The organism is Phyllobacterium endophyticum (assembly GCF_003010935.1).
GTDB classification, from domain to species: Bacteria; Pseudomonadota; Alphaproteobacteria; order Rhizobiales; family Rhizobiaceae; genus Phyllobacterium; species Phyllobacterium endophyticum.
Genome location: NZ_PGGN01000008.1, coordinates 54,777 through 73,889, shown reverse-complemented (window position 1 = coordinate 73,889; position 19,113 = coordinate 54,777). Strand labels below are relative to the sequence as shown.

12 protein-coding genes are annotated in these 19,113 nt (G+C 53.9%); 10 read left to right on the top strand and 2 right to left on the bottom strand.

Annotated features, from left to right (window positions below):
• Positions 1 to 110: 110 nt before the first annotated feature.
• Positions 111 to 1,361 (bottom strand): nucleotidyltransferase domain-containing protein, encoded by a 1,251-nt coding sequence (locus CU100_RS25930; RefSeq protein ID WP_106719530.1) that lies wholly within the window; start codon positions 1,359 to 1,361, stop codon positions 111 to 113.
• Between the two features lie 143 nt (positions 1,362 to 1,504).
• Between CU100_RS25930 and CU100_RS25925 the strand changes: the two genes are divergently transcribed.
• From CU100_RS25925 to CU100_RS25900, 6 genes are all read left to right on the top strand, one after another.
• Entirely contained in the window at positions 1,505 to 2,383 is an 879-nt protein-coding gene (locus tag CU100_RS25925) for a WYL domain-containing protein (RefSeq protein ID WP_245419263.1), read from the top strand.
• Positions 2,384 to 2,400: 17 nt separating this feature from the next.
• A complete protein-coding gene (locus CU100_RS25920; RefSeq protein ID WP_146141902.1) occupies positions 2,401 to 8,574 on the top strand; it encodes an AAA family ATPase in 6,174 nt (2,057 codons plus the stop codon).
• A 143-nt stretch (positions 8,575 to 8,717) separates the two neighbouring features.
• A complete protein-coding gene (locus CU100_RS25915; protein WP_146141901.1) occupies positions 8,718 to 10,199 on the top strand; it encodes an AAA family ATPase in 1,482 nt (493 codons plus the stop codon).
• A gap of 508 nt (positions 10,200 to 10,707) precedes the next feature.
• Positions 10,708 to 12,342, top strand: a complete 1,635-nt coding sequence (locus CU100_RS25910) for a Mu transposase C-terminal domain-containing protein (protein ID WP_106719527.1) — start codon at positions 10,708 to 10,710, stop codon at positions 12,340 to 12,342.
• Position 12,343: 1 nt separating this feature from the next.
• Positions 12,344 to 13,225 carry a TniB family NTP-binding protein gene (locus tag CU100_RS25905; protein ID WP_106719526.1) on the top strand — a complete coding sequence of 294 codons (882 nt, stop codon included), beginning with the start codon at positions 12,344 to 12,346 and terminating at the stop codon, positions 13,223 to 13,225.
• Positions 13,146 to 14,048 carry a TniQ family protein gene (locus CU100_RS25900; protein WP_245419262.1) on the top strand — a complete coding sequence of 301 codons (903 nt, stop codon included), beginning with the start codon at positions 13,146 to 13,148 and terminating at the stop codon, positions 14,046 to 14,048. The genes CU100_RS25905 and CU100_RS25900 overlap by 80 nt, the downstream gene beginning before the upstream one ends.
• Positions 14,049 to 14,082: 34 nt before the next feature.
• Here the strand turns inward: CU100_RS25900 and CU100_RS27765 are convergent, their stop codons facing one another.
• Entirely contained in the window at positions 14,083 to 14,316 is a 234-nt protein-coding gene (locus CU100_RS27765) for an AbrB family transcriptional regulator (protein ID WP_106719525.1), read from the bottom strand.
• 845 nt (positions 14,317 to 15,161) lie between these two features.
• On the opposite strand from CU100_RS27765, the gene tcuA reads away from it, so the two are divergent.
• Genes tcuA through CU100_RS25870 form a run of 4 tightly spaced genes read left to right on the top strand, consistent with a single transcriptional unit; the run spans position 15,162 to position 19,104 of the window.
• Positions 15,162 to 16,700, top strand: a complete 1,539-nt coding sequence (gene tcuA / locus CU100_RS25885) for an FAD-dependent tricarballylate dehydrogenase TcuA (protein WP_106719523.1) — start codon at positions 15,162 to 15,164, stop codon at positions 16,698 to 16,700.
• 28 nt (positions 16,701 to 16,728) lie between these two features.
• Positions 16,729 to 17,658 (top strand): NAD(P)-dependent oxidoreductase, encoded by a 930-nt coding sequence (locus CU100_RS25880; protein WP_245419259.1) that lies wholly within the window; start codon positions 16,729 to 16,731, stop codon positions 17,656 to 17,658.
• Positions 17,655 to 18,371 carry an HpcH/HpaI aldolase family protein gene (locus tag CU100_RS25875; protein ID WP_170113978.1) on the top strand — a complete coding sequence of 239 codons (717 nt, stop codon included), beginning with the start codon at positions 17,655 to 17,657 and terminating at the stop codon, positions 18,369 to 18,371. The genes CU100_RS25880 and CU100_RS25875 overlap by 4 nt, the downstream gene beginning before the upstream one ends.
• Before the next feature lie 10 nt (positions 18,372 to 18,381).
• The gene (locus CU100_RS25870) at positions 18,382 to 19,104 is read left to right on the top strand and encodes a 4-carboxy-4-hydroxy-2-oxoadipate aldolase/oxaloacetate decarboxylase (RefSeq protein ID WP_106719521.1); all 723 of its coding nucleotides are present in this window, start codon (positions 18,382 to 18,384) and stop codon (positions 19,102 to 19,104) included.
• Positions 19,105 to 19,113 lie beyond the last annotated feature (9 nt).

The window sequence follows — 19,113 nt, the reverse complement described above, 5'->3', positions numbered from 1 at the left end:
CCCTATCCAGAGTGCGCGCTCCTGACGAAATCCCCTGAGACTGGCCCGAAAATCGGGCCAGTCTCGTCTCATGGCAGTTACCTGCTCGCCGAGTGAATAGGGCAGTATTGTCATCCCGGAAGATCTCCGTAAAAGGTGTGCCTCGACGCCTGAACAGGGGACAATATTGCCGGTGCAGCAACTGCCACGGCGGCCGTGGCTGCGGGAGCCAAGATTCCGCCTCGCCTTGTATAGCTCTGTTGGCCTGCGAGGATCGTCTGGCCGATCTGTCCGGCCATGCGATCCACCACCTTCGTGACCACACGGTCCCCGAAAACCCCACGCAGCCAATCGGGAATCGCTTCGGGAGCGATTTGTGCCCTCCGGGCCATTTCAAGTCCTGCAATGAGTTCCTTAAGGTCCTTGGCGAACAGATCCTGTTGCTGAATGCTCTCGGGCCAACGATCCGTGAAAACGTCGGAAGAATAGGTAGGGTTCTCGACATGAAGTGTCCGGCCAGCTCGTGTGGCGGTTTCGATCTCTGAAACGATCAAGGTGGAGAGTGCGATGAGCGTCTCGGAAAGGGCACTGCCGGGCATTGCGACTTTTCCCGCAAAATATGACAGGACAATGGATGGAGGCATCCGTCCTGATCTGTTGAGCCAGCGAATATTGCGGAAACGCTTTATGAGTTGCAACGCCAGGGTGGTAGCGCTCTTGACCCCAAACTGGCTCTGGTCTGGTACATCATCTACCTCTGCGTCAGCATGCATGTTGTCGATGTCTGTCCAGCGTTTCCGGAACGCATCTGTGACCATCGCTTCATCAGGTGTTCTATCGTTGTACCATTGCGCGAAGCCATACGCGTTCATTGGAACCTCACGATCGTCTGAGGAACGATGCGGTCCTTTTGCGTGCATAATCCGGCTTTGACGATCCGGCGTCCTCGGGTCGCGCAGTGAAGGCGTGACGTCCAAGTGCATGGAGTCTTCATAGTAGAGAGTAACGCAACGCGTCTGTCGAACGACCTTCAAGCCTCGATAGCCGACCAGTCCCTGCTCGAGTTCGTTCAGGATTTCTAGAGGCGTCATCGACACGAAACGGCTCCCGAGTTGCGCGATGATATCGATGTCGTACTCATCGTCCGTTCCGCGGTTCGAAATCGTGGCATCGATCGCCATAGAACCCTGCGGGTAGAAGTGTTCGATTTGGTCCACAAATATAGACGTGGTGCTTTCCAAGTGGTTTCGAACGGCCTCGTATCTTTTTATCGCCTTTGCATGCAGCGACGGTGGCAGCTGCACGCTCAATGCGATCTCGGCGAGGATGCGATCGATAGGATTTACGAAAGGGTCAACCCCAATGATTCTGCTCATATTCATGTATTTACTCCATTTGATGTTTGACGGTGCTTCTAGGTTAGATGCGGGACAACGCTTGATTTCCATCAACATGACCCGTATAGTTTCTATATAGGAATAAAAACACGACCCGTCAAGAAACTTTACTGATTGGAGTTTAAACTGTGGACAACGCCGACGGTCCCCTGCGGTGGGGTACGGAACAACGCCTTGAATTCATTGAATTTCGCGCTTTTTGGGAAGGAGGGATCCGCCGGGGGGATATCACCGACCGTTTCGGCGTCTCTGTGCCACAAGCATCCAACGATTTGGCTCTCTACCAGAAACTGGAACCGAACAATCTTCGATATGATGCGAGTGAGAAACGATATGTACCCACCGTAGAGTTTACCCCAAGATTCATGAAACCCAATGCGGATCGCTATTTAATTCAACTCAAAGCGATAGCTGACCATGTGATAGGGCTTGACGAAACGTGGATTACAATTGCGCCGCAAGTCGACGCGATGCCGGTCCCCACAAGGCGAATAGACCCGGTAATGTTGAAACGATTTATCGCGGTGATACGCTCCAAAAAATCCGTGGAGGTATACTATCAATCAATGAGTGGGAAACGCCCAGAAGCGCTTTGGCGACGCATCACTCCGCATGCATTTGGTCACGATGGTCTTCGATGGCACGTTCGCGCTTACTGCCATTTAGACAATAAGTTCAAGGACTTTATTCTCTCGAGATGTCGCGATCTTCGTAACGAAGACATCACAGAAGCCGACGCCAACGCCGATCGAAACTGGACATCTTTCTTTGATGTGGTCCTTGGACCTAATCCTGCACTTACACCAAGCCAACGCGACACCGTCTCATCGGATTATGACATGAGAGATGGCGAAGTCATCATACCTGTACGGTATGCGCTTCTATACTATTTCGAGAAGCGATTGAGGCTAGACGTCGTAGGTGAGCATGATAAACCAACTGAAAAGCCCATTATAATCAAAAATTGGGAAGAATTCTGCCAAGCGCGGCAAGCCGCCGCTTTGTAGATGGTGGGGGCAACGATATGGTCGGATCCAATGCAAAAATGGGTACTTTTTCACAACGAGGCGCTATGAGCGGGTCTTTTGCAGACGTGGGACGAGAATTTCGCGTAGACACGATAACTGATCATACTGAACTGCGGAGTCCTATTCTCAAGTTACCTGATCGAATAGATGCAGAATGGTTTCGAAATTGGTTGGTGATATCGAATCGGAGTCTTCGCCTGTTTCACGAGAAGTGGGGACCTTTCGTTGAGTCTGCCACCGGTTTTCCATGGCCCGCCAAAAAGCCAGATCTTGATGCAGCGCTGACCTTCTTGCCGATCGCTGCGAAATACCCGTTTTTCCTTATGGTATTCGTCCGAGCATTGGATGAGATCGCCGGCAAGAAACATCCCCAGTTCAAAAAACTATACACGGAGTACGTGTTGGCACTGCGAACGGCTGGGCTCTCGATCCCCAAGGAGCGCAGCGCCGATAACGACGCTCGATTGCAGCTCGCGCAGCTCGCCGCAGTGGGTAATTCCGAAATAGTTACGGCGATTGTTATTCTCGACTGGGCGTGTAAACGATCGCCCGACAAAGTGCGATCTATGATCGATGTAGCGAAGAATGTTCCGGATCTGTTCGATTATATCGAAACGGTCATGGCTTGCTCCTTCTCCCAATTTAACGATTACGCAATAAAAAACACTAGGTCTGAGGCGGAGCCGAACAGTGTTGAACTAGGATTGAACCTGACCGACGTGGGCGACGGGGAGAGCATTAATTCGTTAAATCCGGGGGATGAAGAAGAACACGCGGAAGCGAAACAGAGTCAATTACTAAATGAAGGATCTACAGTACCTCAAATAGCAGCAGACCAGTCACCTGCGCCGCCCTTACCAGAGGAAGCTTGGTTATTGGATATCGAGAAACTAAGGGAAGTTGCTGAAGCGGCACGCTCACAAGTACCGAATGAAACGGCCGTGGCCCATCTAACGGTACTTGTCGCCTCTCTTGCCAAGCACACAGAAGCTTATCACCTTTCCCTACCGAGACCGGTTGCCACGAGCTCGTTCGTAGAGCGTGCGCGATTCATCGTTCATGGGTTGCTGGCCATATTCGCAGAGCTTGATATCCTCAATGACGAGCTCGATAAGAAGCTAAAGGAAGCAACCCATTCATTAGATAGACTGCCTGCGCTAGCCACCCCAAATAGTTTGCAAGACGCAGAGGTTGCCGTCGCGAACGCAGAAGACGCCAGCAACACCGCTCATGGTGTTTTAACCCGGCACGTTCAGGCAAAATCTCTTCCATTGAAGCAGTACCTTAGCGTTGCACAATTGCTCATCCAAGAGGCTGAGGATGTCGGACTCGAAAGCCTCAATGAGTTAATGACTGCAGTTAATGCGCTGGAGTCGGCGGGGTCCTCAGAGAGCCGGGAGACTTCTGACAAGCGCGCCGACAATCCTTCGGATATCGCATTCGCCTCATCGAAAATCAGAAGCACGGACCGATTTGCGACGATGGATGACAACTCTGAAATGCTCGAGGTGGGAGGCGACCTAATTCCGTCGGTTGACCACCCTGAAGACATGGTGCCTTCGATCATCGGACAATTCGAAGACGATCCGTTCGCAATTCCGGCTGTAGACGTGCTTGAGGAGCTTGCCGCCAACGAAAGCGATCCCCTATTTGCTGATATTGAGCGTAAGGCAGATGACCTATTCGAAAAGCACGAATTTGGCCTAGGCTATCACTTCGCCAGAGCGTGCGAAAAGGTTTTTGGTGACAAAGCTTTGCCTTACAACTCCGACGAACTCCGTCTAGTGGCACTTGGCGCCAAGATGGCTGGATTGTCAAAGTACGAACCTGAGGGTTTCAAGGACTCATTAGATGCCTGTGCTGCCCGGGCGCACGTGCTTGCAGAGGGTGGAACTTTGCGAGACGAAGCGCGACGGACCGCTCTACTGGCTGCGGTAGTTCCTACAGCTCTTTTCAATGTGTCCGAGAGCGGTAACGCTTTTGCGGTCATCGATGCTGTGCGCGCTATTGGAAGCTGCCCAGGCTTCTTCAGAATTAACGAGGTTCTGGAAGAAAATCGCAAGTCAGGATTTGCGCTTACCGTGCCTAATATTAGGGCAGCGGGTGACGCAAATGCGGGTCGATCATATGCGGAGGGTCGCCGACAAGCGGCAATTGAACAGATAAGGGCATTGCAATCCGCAACGTTTCGCTTTGCCCTAGGTCAAAAAGTGAAGCATGCCCTCTTGGCACCCGAAGGACCGGTAGGGTCGCTCTCAGCAGCTTTGTCCACAGCCAAAGCGTCAGAAGCTGCTTTGAAGTTTGTTGAACAGTTTGCATCACGTGATGCCATTATGGAGATGTTGACAAAAATTGCCCTCGGCGTCGGGCACGGTCAGGTCATTGATGGCGCGGCCCGAGAGCGGTTGGTCGCATTTATATCGGATATTTCTTCCTCCTGTTCTGAATTTGCGGAAGCCATGCGGCAAGTCGAGGAACTGCGCGCCGCCAGTGGAAGAATGGGATTGGTACGTCGGCTCATTGATGGCCTGTTGGCAGGAATTGAGCATTTTCGCACCCAAAATTCACCGTCATCGGGTAGCAGGCTAATAGATTCGGCAAATATTTTTGCGAACGAACTTATGTCGAAACTGGAGGAAATACTTAAAGGAGGGCCAATTGAGGATCTCGATCGAAGGGCCGCTAGTCTCGCTCTGCATGCGCCACTTCTTTGGTTGCCGGGAATGACATGGAGTCACGCATGGACTCCCTCGCCAAATGATGCTTCGAGACTCATTGACGCCATCATGCAACTTCCGGTGCCACTTATTATTGGTGGCCGCGAACAGGCGCTTGAAGTTGCGATAGATGCGAGATGCCGCGAAGACGCATTCGTACCTGCCAAAATGCTTTTGAGTTTCGGATCACGTTTCGGTTTCAATGAATCACACATTGAAGACGTCCAGGGCCGGATCGAAACAGCGGAAAGCACACGAAAAGGTCAACTTCGCTCTAAATTTGAGGAAGTAGCAGGCCTAATACACAAGGTTCGTCGGATGGCACTTGGCAGTCTGAAGGGATCGGCAGAGTTGGAAGAAAGGCTCCGTGGGGTAGCAATAGACGATAAGCCCTATGAACTCGCGTCCGATTTTATTCCTGAGGAAGTCGAGGGAACACACATCGTTGACGTTAATGCAGCGTTTCAAAGGCTCGAAGAACTGGAGAATGAAGCAAGAAGGCTTCTCGATGACGGAAAAAAATCTTTCGCAAATAGCATCGACAAGCTTACAGAGGCCGGTAGGATTACTACCGAGGAGCAACAGAGTTTTCTTAGTCTCTTGGCAGCGGATGACCTTGCTACGCTGTCCGACTGGGTTTCGATGTTTGCATCGGACGATCAGCGCCGTCCTGTCCTGGCAGGTCCGATCGTAAACCACGCATTGAAACGATTCCGTGATATCTGCGCTACAAGTAAGGGTGTCGACCTCGTGCGCATGCAACGTGCGGCAGCGGAAGGTGTTGATGAGGGCCCTTTCTTATTCTCGCAGATTGATGAAGAGCGCCGCGAGGATATTGGTCATTCAATTCGCGCATGGCTTGATTTCAAGAGAGGGACGAAGGGTAACATTGGGATTACTCAGCTTGGGCCAAGGTTAACTGGCCTCCTTTCTCAGTTGGCATTCGAAACTGAATTAGTTGAACTGAACAAGGCAAAAACGGAGGAAAGGCGACAGATCTTTGTTGTGGATGCGAAAATGCGCCTTCCGCTCGACGCCTCCTCGCTGATGCTTCCGGACTTTGGAAGTTCGACAAATGGCGGGTGGCGCGTTGTTGCAGCTCCCAGTAGTGTATCCAACAACGAAATCCTAAGTTTGGCCGAAGGTGCGGAGCCCAGGGGTACGCTTATACTCCTCTTCGGGTCGCTTGGAATTGATCGGCGCGATCAGCTCAAACTTGATTGCATCAAACGCCGCCGAAAGGTGCTCGTGGTAGATGAACTGTTGTTAATGACAGTATTATCCGCTTCACAACGGCGACCCCTCGAACTCTTTGAAATCGCTCAGGCGTTTACGACGGCGAAGCCCTACCAGGACTATGGGCGTTCCTCGCAAGTGCCACCAGAGATGTTCAAAGGTCGGGCAAAGGAGATGTCCAGTATCGTAGAACCCATTGGGTCTTATATTGTCTACGGGGGACGTCGGCTTGGCAAGACAGCGTTGCTACGTCACATTGTACGCCGTACCCCGGACCATGCTTCGTTCGGGTTCCTTGATCTTGTTGATCTACCATCAACCGCATTATGGGAAAAAGCCGCCGCCGTTCTTCCAGGTGTTTTCAACGGCAGACCGGTTGGGACCGTGGAACAGTTTGAAAAGGGGATCAATGAGTATCTCGAGGCAGATGGTCGGAGGCGTGTTCTTATGATGCTCGATGAGGCCGACAATTTCGTACGTGAACAAGCGTCTGAAAATATTCGACATCACCACGTGCTTCGCCTGCTGTCACTGATGGCCAACACCAACCATCGATTCAAATTTGTCCTTTCCGGCCTGCACAACGTTTCGCGTATTACGAAAACTGAGAACTCCCCTCTAGCGCAAATCTCGAATGACCCTGTTCGGATCGGCCCGCTCGTAAATAGCGACGCCGGTGACGCGGAGGAACTCGTTCGCGTCCCGCTTGCGGCACTTGGGTACGAGTTTGCAAGAAGAGAAGACGTCTGGCGCATCCTCAGTTTCACAAACTATTATCCCATTCTCATTCAAGTGTTTTGCCAAGGACTGCTCGAAATCATTGAAGAACAACAACTGCGAACGGGAAAACTGGCAAAGGGCATCAGCACCCAAATGGTCGACGGCGCCATGAAGAACCAGAAAATTCGCGATGAGCTTTACCAAAGTTTTGAAAAGACAATAAAACATATTGAGCAGCGGTATGAGCTGCTCACCTACATTGTTGCCGAACGAGCGCTAATCGATACGACAGAGGGTGTCGACGGTGACGGTATGACAGCGAGCGAGGTAACGGAGCGTGCCGGTCAATATTGGCCGGAAGCTTTTCCCCACGGAAGCGATCCATCCGAGATCGAGTACCTTCTTGATGAAATGGAAGGCTTTGGAATCTTGAGATGGATACCGCCTGGCCGATGGGGTTTAAGGTCTAGAATGCTCTTGGAGCTCATGGTGTCAGATGAAGAAGATCTTCTGGCAAGAATTTTTAGCTTCAAGGGAAGGAAGCCGGAAATTTATTTCGACCCGAAAAATGGTAGGTCAAAGATCACGGGAACCGGGAAACCTGAGCTGGACATAAAGGTATCGCCACTGACCGACGGGCAGGAGGCGGAGCTGCTTTCGCCGCAACGCGAGTATGGCCACGCAACGGTCGTCTTCGGTTCCTCGATCGCCAACATTGAACATACATATGTGGCGATTGAACGATCGCGCGCGGCCAAAGGGGTGAGCACGACAGAGGTTCACGTCGAGGTTCGGGGTTGGAAAGACCGAGCTGATCTTATGCAAGAAATTCGAAGGGCAAAACAGGATGACACAACGAAAGTCCTCGTCATTTCGAACATTACCGATTGGAAGCCTGAGTGGGTCGCGGAAGCCGCGAGACATCCGAATGTCGCGCGAGGGCGAATTCGCCCAATCTTTATTGGAGGCCCCAAACAGGCACAAGCATGGGCCATAGAATATCCGATGGGCTCAAAATATCCGGCTCGCGTGCATGTCGAAATGCTGCGACCGTGGGCTCGATCTTATCTTGCCACAAGACTCGATATGCTGAATTCCCTTAAGTCGGCAACGATTGACAAGATCCTAGATGCAACAGGTGGCTGGAACGATCCGTGTCAAACCATTTTTTCACCTGCAACTACGGGCGCGCAAATTGAGAAGGTCCTCTTAGAGGTCGCTACGAGTCTTGACAGCGAAAGCGTTTTCACCCGTTTCGGCGTGCCGGCTGAGTTTGCCGCAACTTTCCGCACAATTGCCGAATATTGTGAAGATGGAACTCCGATTGCCGACGCTATTGAAGTGATGGAGGGGGATATCGACCCCAACGTAGCGATCCGATTCGGAACTCTTGTCGGAGTTCTTTCCACCGTTAGTGATCCCCAGAACTCACACGGGCTGCTGGTAAGTGTAAACTCTGTTGCCCGTAAAATGCTTTCGACGTTGGGTAACAAATGAGGGATGCTGCTGATTGGTGGACCCTTCCCGGGCCAGCTGGCTTAATATCTCGATTGGTATCCGATCTCGCGTCTTCAGGAATAGTGATTGCTGAATGCCCCCGACCCCTTCCGGATGGTTTCCTGGAAGCATTCGAACGTCGATTGGCTGATGATTTATCGGTTGATACAGTTCGGTTCGACGCATCAAATTTGACATTAGGGCGTTCGATAGTGCACGCGCTTGCCCTGTCCAGCGGTGTGGCCGGTGTCACGATAGGGACCGTTGCAGATTTTCTGTCCTCTCCGAAGATCGACGAAACCACCTTTTTCGTGGATAGAATCCCCCGCGAGGCGATTGGCGCCTGGGCCGCGTTCTTCCGGGCGGTAACATATGAGCGAAGACAACATTCCTTACGTGGCGGACCCTACATCGTAATATTGCAGCCCATCGGACTTTCAGACGATTACGCCGCTCGCCTCAGAGCGGTAGCACCCACAAGAAAAATGCTCGGTTGCGTCAGTTCAATCGACACAAACGCCTGGGCGGCCGCCTCTGGAATAAGTGCCGGCACGGGATTTCTCGAACGGGTTGCTTTCGCGACGACACTTGAGGTTGCGGCTTGGTCCCGTGATCTTCTGCAACTTGTACTGACCTGGGCGGAGGTAGACCAGTTATCCCCTCTGTCGAAATTGCAAGTTCTGGCTCGCTCCCACGCTTGGCCCTTTCCGTGCTGGGAAAATGGGCTGGTCGATCTTTGGGAAGGTATCGCTGTCCCTCACGCAGGCGCTGCAATAGCACATGGATTTCAGGATGACATAGATCGTCGGATTTGGACCTCTCAAGCTAGGGCAATTTTTCCGTTTTTAGACGCCGCTCGGAGAGGTGCCATTAGAAAATACATTGACGTGCTTGACCAAATGGTGAGTCCAAAAACACCCTATCAAAAGCGTTTTAACGATAAAATAGTCGAGTATAGGAGTCCTTGGGATCTCGAACTCTATGATATTTGTAAGCTTCTGGAGGGGAAACTCACGGCACAAGAGAGTAAAGGGCTGATAGCATTTCGCAATTCGCGAAACAGTCTCGCACATGGCAAGCCGATCGAAATCGCCTCGCTTCAAAAAATTGCTGCTTGGTGGCAACGCTTTACTGAAATATTACCGCCGATGGTGCCAGGCTGGAATTGGCCTCGGGCTGGACAACGACTGTTAATGACTATCGGGCCAGCTGCCGGGGGAAAAAGTAGTTGGGCAGCATCTCAAGTCGCGCAAGTCATTTCTGCCGATTGCATTTCCGCTGAGATGACTAAGAGGGCGGTAGTGCATGATCAAAGTTCAGTGTTTCGCTCAGCAAGAGCGCAGGCTACAAAAATTCTTGAAACAGGTTCCGATGTCGTAATTGATGCGGCTCATCTGCAGCTACACGAACGCGTGACGAATGCAAAATTGGTTCCGCTCGACCTATCCGTAGAATATGTCATTCTCGATCGAGAACTTGATGCCAAAGTCCTCGGACTAACTGAAAAAATGGTGGGGAAAGTAGAGCGGGCTCACTATCAGTTTCAAACCGGTATCGAACCATGCCTAGCCGGTGACAACCTCGTAAACGTTAAAGTTAAGGATTTGCGTGCGGCTAAAAGTTAACGCATCGACCACCAGTGCAAGCTTATTGAAGTGTTTTGTCCCAAATGCCGCTGGAGCTAACTCATAATCGGATAGGGTAGGGAAAGCCCTTTGTTGCGTCCAGCACGCAAAGATCATTGATGTAGCGCTCGAGACGGCGCGTTTGAAGTTGCATTTGACAGTTTGTGCAATAGTGTTGCCCGATTCATTTTGCCCACAACTTAATCGCGTTCGCGAAAATGCGTTAGTGATTTGCAGCTTGTGGTTCTGATCGAAGTAATCGAACATAAGTGGCAGTCGGTACATTTACCTTGTGGTAGTGAATACCTAAAATTTGTAGAACACGAAAAGACAACCTACGTCTTTAGAAAGAGAAATAGCCATGTGTCGCTTTGCCATTAAAGGTGAGATGAGCTTCTCAACAAAATCAATGGCGATGCTTTGCCATTAAACATGATATTTTGCCTTTAAAATCGAGATTCTTGTCTGTAAAAGTGAGACAGCGTGCACAAGCATTCGATGGGTTAGGATGGTGAGGGAAGGGGACCAGGCGGGTGCAACTGGCGCTGAGGCCACGCGTAGGGCCGCAGTTCTTCGTCCACTCGTTCAAGCATACCTCACTGGCTCAGGCAGTCTGGAAAGTGGCATTCGCGACCTGGTTTGGGAACTCGGCGTTAGCAGGGCGACGGTCTGGCGTTGGATACGGCGCCTTGCCGAGGACGGTGGGCGGACCAGTGCGTTGGTACCGCAGAAGCGTGGTCGCCGTGCAGGCATAACGGTCATATCCAGCGAGGTTGAGGCCGTCATCGATGAGCACCTTCACCGCTACTACTTGCGGCGGGAACGTCCGAGCTTGTCGCGGGTGGTGACGGAGATCCGCATTGCCTGTGGTGAACGCGGGTTGCAAACGCCGACGCGGCGGACCGTTCAGAGACGGCTTGATGCGATGGATGAACGCGAGATCATGAAGGCGAGAGAGGGCGCAAAGGCGGCGCGCCAGAGGTTCGGGGCTGTGCCGGGCAGGAACCAGGCCGACCGTCCCCTTGATGTTGTGCAGATCGACCATACACCTGCGGACATCATCCTTGTCGACAGTTTCGAGCGTAAGCCCATCGGCCGACCCTGGGTGACACTAGCTATCGACATCGCCACACGCATGGTGACCGGTTACTACGTGAGCTTCGAGGCGCCCTCTCGCCTGTCGGTGGCGCTCTGTTTGACGCGGGCGGTCGCACCGAAGGCAGAACTGCCGGCCCAGCTGGACAGCAATGTCCCTTGGCCCGCACAGGGCAAACCGCGCAGTATCCATGTCGACAACGGTCGCGATTTTCGATCCCGGGTGTTCCAGGCGGCTTGCGGTGAATGGGGGATCGATCTTGTGTACAGGCCGCCGGGGAGCCCGCATTTCGGGGGGCATATCGAGCGGTTGATCGGCACTATGATGGGGGCGGTGCACCTGTTGCCGGGAACAACGCAATCCTCCGTCGCGGCCAAAGGGAGCTATAACGCTGAAGCCATGGCCACGATGACCTTAAGTGAGTTCGATAGCTGGTTCGCCTTGGAAATCTGCCGCTATAACAACAGCATTCACTCGAGCCTTGGCTGCACGCCCGTTGCCAAGTGGGAGACGCTGTCCGGGGAGATGTCCGGTGACATACCCTTCGACATGGATGCGTTTCGGGTGAGCTTCCTACCAAGCGAGCAGCGCCAGGTTCGCCGTGACGGCATCCATCTGTTCGACATTCGCTATTGGTCGGATGCCCTGGCAGGGCACGTCGGTCGCAAGGATCGGAAGGTGGCCGTCCGGTACGATCCCCGTGACCTCTCTGCGATCTGGGTCGAGTTGGAAGGCGGACGTTGTGTTGAAGCGCGATACCGCAACCTCGAAATCCCACATGTGTCGTTGTGGGAGTATCGCGAGGCCATGCAGAAGGGTCGTGCCTTGGGCAAGAAAGGGTCCAGTGAGGTGGTGCTTGCCGAGTTGATCAATCAGCAACGCCAGATCGCAGATGAAAGCCGGGTACTGACCAAGGCCGAACGTCGAACCCGCGAAAGACGAAACACGTTGAAGGGCTTAGTTCAGGCCGATCCACCATCCGAGGGGCTGCGCCCTGTAGACACTGGTGATACATCGCGGCCGCTGTTCAAGGTGGAGAGATGGTAACGTGAGGGTAGAGGGAACTGGGGAAGACGGTCGCATCGCCCTCATTCAGTCGGACATCTGGATGGGCTTTCCCCGCGCAGAGCAGGTTCTAGACAGATTGCAGAGCCTGATCGAAGCGCCACGGCAAACCCGTATGCCTGGTCTTCTAGTTCATGGTGCCTCCGGCATTGGCAAGACGATGATCGCCCGCAACCTGTCGCGCAGGTACGCGCCGGAATATGACCCAGTGGCAGGCATAACTCACACACCGCTCCTATTGTTGCAAGCGCCTCCTGCCCCTGATGAACGACGGTTCTATCTGCACGTCCTCGGGGCCGTCGGGGCGCCGGCGACGTCGCTAGGTATACGCGCACAAAGTGTCGCCTCCCTCGAGGTCCGTGTCATTGCCCTCCTGCGCGATCTCGGCTTGCGGATGATCATGATCGATGAAGTCCACAACCTGTTGGCCGGGACGCATCGCGAGCAGCGACGCTTCCTCAATGTCTTGCGGTATCTTAGCAACGAACTCGAGGCGTCTCTGGTCTGTTTCGGGGTCAGCGAAGCCGTTGATGCCATCCGCGGCGATGTCCAGCTTGCCCGACGACTCGACGAGCATCACCTGCCGAACTGGCGCGACGACGCCGAATTCTCGGATATGATCCAGACCCTCATCGCGGCCATGCCGTTGGAAAAGAAGTCCAATCTGAAGGTAAAATCGCTAAAGCAGATGCTGGCGCTGACCGGTGGGATCACATCGCGCATCTTCGCCTTGGTCAAGGATCTTTCCATCGATGCCATCCGCTCGGGCGAGGAATGCATCACCGATGGCGCGATCACCAGATGGTCTCCCGTCTGGTCGCGTCATGCGCCTGTGCAACGGCGTCTGGAGCAGGCGGGCCCCTGAACTGCGCCCGCTGCCAAAGACTGTCGTGCCTATTGAAGATGAGTTGCTTTCTGGCTGGCTCACACGGCTCGCGTGTGCCAATTACTGCGATTTCGCCGACCTTCTGGCGCACGTCGGTGTGGATGAGCGGTATGCGGTTTCCCTCGATTTCGGGCTCGAAGCAGGCGCAGCCGAAAAGATCGCCATTGCCGCGCGCGTTACTCCCGAACTTATCCAGTCGCTGACCTTTCCCGTATTGAACGATACCGAAGCCGCGTTGACCGCACTTTTTCCATTCCAAACCTGTCCGAACTGCACGCTGCGCAGCCTCGCACTCAAGCATTGGCGACGAGCTTGGGCATTCGACTGTCAAATCTGTGGGGCGATGCTCACATCGACATTGCCCAAGTTGGGCGAGGGCGTCTTGCCTCAAAAATTGCTTCAGCACGCACGGACTGGGTCGGTTCTGCTTGAGCAAGCGGTAATGCAGAACAGCATCCGCCAAATTCGACGGACAATACGGGGCGTTACCTTTGCGATGGCGCTAAAGAATGTCAGCGGAGATCCAGCTTGGGCACTGCAGAGCTTCAATCCGGACATCCGTCTCTTCTGTCTCGCCGCGGTTGCAGTGGTCCAGAAGCGTCCACTGCTCAAAGCGGCGTTGTTTGCTACTCGTATCGATGACTCCGCCAGAGTCGCGTTGCTCCGGACTTATCAAAAGGAAGACCGCTTGCTCGTAACCGTCGACCGGATCGGTCGTCAGATTGAGAACCGACGCCACGCCTCGACATCAAATACCATCGAACGAACCTGGTCATCATCTCGCATTAAGGGCAAAGAATGACGTTCGGCGACGCCAAACGCGACAAATCTCGGAATTAAAGACAAAGCGACATCAGGCCAACAGAAGTGCCGATCGTCAATTGTCCCAACCGCAACAAGTTGGGGTTACAATTCAATTCAATGCCACTCATCGACAGGCAAGAGGCTACCAGAAGGGGGCCGAGCATCCACGCCAAAGGTATGTGACAGGCTGCACCGAGAAATCCACCGAAGGTCAACAGGGCAAAGGCCGATAGCGTTTTTGTTCCTCCAAGACTTGTTTCAGGCATGCCAGTCGTCAGTCCTTGATCATATAATCTGCTCGTAGGCTGCTCTTCCAGAGTGCGTCGTCGCAGCGAGGGACTTCCGCAGTAGTGGAAGGGCAGCCATGTTGCAATGAACCCAAATCGCACAGGCAAGAGGCGCTCCTGTTGCCTTCTAAGGGCAACTTAAGAGGCTTTGGCGCCTGCCGCCTCAGGTGTCATACCCCAAATAGTGACATTTTCCGCATGGATCCGGGCGCTGAATCGCCCCAGCTGCAGATTTCCAGCCAATTCAAGCCTGCTGGTATTCCTTGGCGGAATAGCAGCAGTAGAAGATAATCTGATATCTACACCGATAATTTAGCATGGGGGTCATCCGCAACGGCAGGTCAGGTCACGCCGTGCACGACGAGGCGAGCTCGTTACAATGGAAGCCGCGCCGCTGATATCGATGCAGCAGTCCGTGCTGCCCGTAGCCTTGACCATCCCTTATGGCGGGGGTTGAAGCAGCATCAGCATGCTTTCTTTCTCTATCGCATGTCGGACCTTATAGAGGTGAATGAGGAAGTGCTTGCCCAGGCAAACGATACCGGTGAGACCAGCGACCGCAAAAAAAGAAAAGCTGCCCGCTGAACGGGTGTACTGCCTGTAGTCAATGCGCCAGTACATACTTTTGGCCTGCATATAGGCGCGCATCCCGGCAGCCAAGCGTCGGATCAGTGGCGGCATTACGGCCAGGTGTGGCGGTCGAATCACTGTCCAATCAGTGATCAGTATTCAATACGGGAATAGCAGAAGCACGAGATAGTCTGATATCTGAACCGTCGATTTTGATAGGAAGGCCCTCATATAAAAGTCAGTCAGGTGAGGACATGAAACAGTTGATGAAGAAAAGCCATTTTGACGTTGTCGTCGTCGGCGGTGGAAACGCTGCTCTATGCGCGGCATTGTCCGCGCGCGAGCAGGGTGTGAGCGTGCTTCTTCTGGAGCGGGCGCCCAAGGCTGAACGGGGCGGCAATAGTTCTTATACTGAAGGGCTGATGCGTTTCGCCTATGAAGGCTCGGATGATATCCGCGCCCTGTCTCCCGATCTGACGCCTGCGGAAATGGATAGCGATTTCGGTAGCTATACGGAGGACCTTTTCTTCGACGATATGGCTCGGGTAACGCATAATCGCACTGACCCCGATCTGTGTGAGATTCTGGTGCGTCAGAGCAATGAGACCATGCACTGGATGGTAAAGCAGGGCGTCAAATTTTATCCGCAATTTGGCAGGCAATCCTTCAAGGTTGATGGTCGCTTCAAATTCTGGGGCGGTGCGACACTCGCAGCCTGGGGGGGCGGACAGGGCCTCGTCGATTCGCTTTATCTCGCCGCGGAAAAAAAGGGCATCGAAATACGCTACAATGCTTGGGTGCGAGATCTGATCAGTTCTGATGCCGGGGTTGAAGGCGTGGTGGTCAAGTTTGATGGGGTCACAGAGGAGGTTGCGGCAAAATCCGTCGTGCTCGCCTGCGGAGGCTTCGAGGCAAACAGTGAATGGCGCAGCAAGTATCTCGGTCCAGGCTGGGATCTGGCTAAAGTGCGTGGCAGTAAATTCAATACCGGAGACGGGTTGGAAATGGCGCTTAAAATCGGTGTCCAGCCCAAGGGTAACTGGTCGGGCTGCCATGCGGTGGGCTGGGAGCGTTATGCCGAAGATTTTGGCGATCAGGCCGTAACCGGGGATTATGAGCGCGACAGCTACCCTTGGTCGATCATGGTCAACGCCACCGGCAAGCGCTTTCTCGATGAGGGTGCGGACATCCGCAATTACACCTATGCGAAATACGGCCGGGTCATTCTGGAGCAGCCCGGACAATTTGCCTGGCAGGTTTTCGATTCGACGGTCGTTCATCTACTGCGTCCAGAGTACAGCACGCGGCGCGTTACTCGCGTCACGGGAAATACCCTGGAGGAACTGGCCGACAAGATGGATGACGTCAACCGTGACGAATTCCTGAAGACAGTACGTGAATTCAATGCCGCCGTCACCCGTGACGTCCCGTTCGATCCAACGGTCAAGGACGGCCGCAAGACAGAGGGCTTGCCGTTGCCGAAATCCAATTGGGCCAATCCGATCGAAGTGGCGCCGTTCGAAGCCTATGCCGTGACCTGCGGTATAACCTTCACATTCGGAGGTCTGCGCATTTCAACCGATGCTCAGGCAATAGATACCAATCAGTCTCCCATCCCAGGACTCTATGTGGCCGGTGAACTGGTAGGCGGACTATTCTATTTCAACTATCCGGGCGCAACTGGATTGATGAGTGGAGCGGTTTTTGGGCGCATAGCCGGGCGAAGTGCAGCTGAAGCGGCAAGGGTGCAGGCATCTTCGAATATCCACACCGCGGCATCTGCCGAAGCTTGAGCCAAAAAGTTTGCAGGGAGGAACGGCCGTGAACGCTTCACAGAATGCAACAAGGGTCGGCTTTGTCGGGATCGGCAATATGGGCCAGCCCATGGCCGGGCATATGGTCAATGCAGGATGGAACTTAGCCATCTACGATACCGATGCCGGAAAGGCAGAGGCATTCGCGGTCTCCAGCAAATGCATCAATGTCGGCTCGCTTGCCGAACTTGGTGAACGCTCCGATGTCGTCGTGCTTATGCTCCCCGATGGAGGGATTGTGCGACGTGTTGCCTTGGGAGACGAAGGGCAGGGCGATCATCTTCTGCGCGGCCTGAAGTCTGGATCCGCCATCATCGATATGAGCTCGTCTGCTCCCGTCGGAACGCGCGAACTCGGCAGCTTACTTCAAAAGCGGGAAATCGGGATGCTTGATGCCCCTGTTTCAGGAGGTGTTCCGGGCGCGATTGCGGCTACGCTTGCAATTATGGTGGGAGGCGACTCCAGGCTTGCTGAGCATTTCGACCCGCTGCTCGCCGCAATGGGGCGCCGCTTCCATATCGGCCCTCTCGGTTCCGGTCATGCGGTCAAGGTTCTCAACAATTATGTGTCGGCGGCGGGTCTTGCTGCGGCTGCGGAAGCGCTGCTCGTAGCTGAGCGTTTCGGGGTAGATGGTAATGTTTTGGTTGACGTGCTGAATGCATCCACCGGGCGCAACAACAGCACGGAGAAAAAGTTTAAACAGTACATCCTTAACCGGGCCTACAATTCCGGCTTTTCCCTTGATCTCATGGTGAAAGACCTGAAGCTGGCCATGGAGGTGGCGCGGGCCTGCGACGTTCCCGCGGAACTTGGCCATTCATGCTTGCGGCTGTGGGAGGATGCACAATCCTGGACTGGTTCCAATGCCGATCATACCGAGTTCGCCCGTTTCGTGATCGCCGGCGGGGCGCCTCGCGCTGCGGAGGTCAAAGGATGAAACACAGGCTTAAAGAACGCCTGAGAGCGGGCGAGACTGTTGCGATCTGCAATCCGGACTTTCCAACGCCGCGTCTGATCGAATTCATAGGTACGCTGGGATTCGATACCGTTTTTATCGATTGTGAGCATGCGAGTACGGATTTTGCGGCGGTTGAGGAACTTGCGCGTGCGGCCAGAAGCTGCAGCATGGCCTCGGTCGTGAGACCGTGGAGCAACGAGCCTGGCCTGATAAACCGTTATCTTAGCTGCGGAGTGGATGGCATCCAGACCCCACATGTCGATAGCGTGGCGGAAGCCAAGGCGATCATTGAGGGGATCAGTCAATGGGAAGGCGATCACAAGGAAAAACTACTGGTCGTTATGATCGAGTCAAAAAAGGCACTCTCCAACCTGCAGCAAATGCTCGCTGCGATAGATGCAGACGTGTTTTATATTGGCGCTGTGGACCTCGCCCAGTCTATGGGCCTAAAGGGTCAGCCAGGGCATCCTCGCGTTCGTAACGCTGTCGAAGCGGCTATTGAAACCATCGCCAAATCGGGACGGGTCGCTGGCATGAATGTTCAGGGTGATCTTGATGCCGTGGCGGATTATCGGCGTCTCGGTCTGCGCTGGATCAACGTTCACCTTAAGTCGTTCGTCAGCAATGAAGCCACAAATTTTCTCGGCAATGTCCGCGCCGCCATGAACACAGACCGACCTTTCGGGATTTGAGGATATTGCGATGTATGGTCATATTTATCACAGCTTTGAACGGGCGCCGTCCGATTTGATCGAGCAGTTCAAAACTGTCGCGACGTCGACGTTGAGCGACGCGATGGGCCGTCATGGGGCGATGAAATCCACCATCCGGCCGATATTCGAAAACATAAGCATGGTCGGTTCAGCTTTCACCGTGCTCTGTTTCCCTGGTGATAACATTATGACCCACAAGGCGGTACACATGCTCCAGCCCGGAGATGTACTGATTATCGATGATGGCGATCATAATACGGGGTGCTTCGGGCATCGAAGTGCGATGCAGGCGCTGGCCCGCGGCGGAGTAGGCGTGGTCGCAAGCGGTTCGATCCGGGACGTGGCGGCGCTCCGCAAGGATCGTTTTCCCGTGTTTTGCCAGGGTGTTTCGCCCCGCGCTCCTCAAAAGTCTACGCCGGGATCGATCAATGTCCCGGTGCATATTGGGGGAATCGTGGTTATCCCGGGAGATATCGTCGTGGGTGATGATGACGGGGTGGTGGTGGTGCCGCGGCTATTGGCCCGCGAGGTTCTGATGAAGGCGTTGGAACGTGATCGCGCCGAGGCCGATGCGCTGGCGGAGGGCAATCTGAGAGATCTGCTTCCCGACCCGGCCCATGGCGCTCTCGATGTCGACAAACTGCTCAAGGGAAAAGTTATCGAACACTTTGAACCCTTTGGGTTTGCGAATTCCGTTGGCGTAGACAAGTGATTCTGTAGA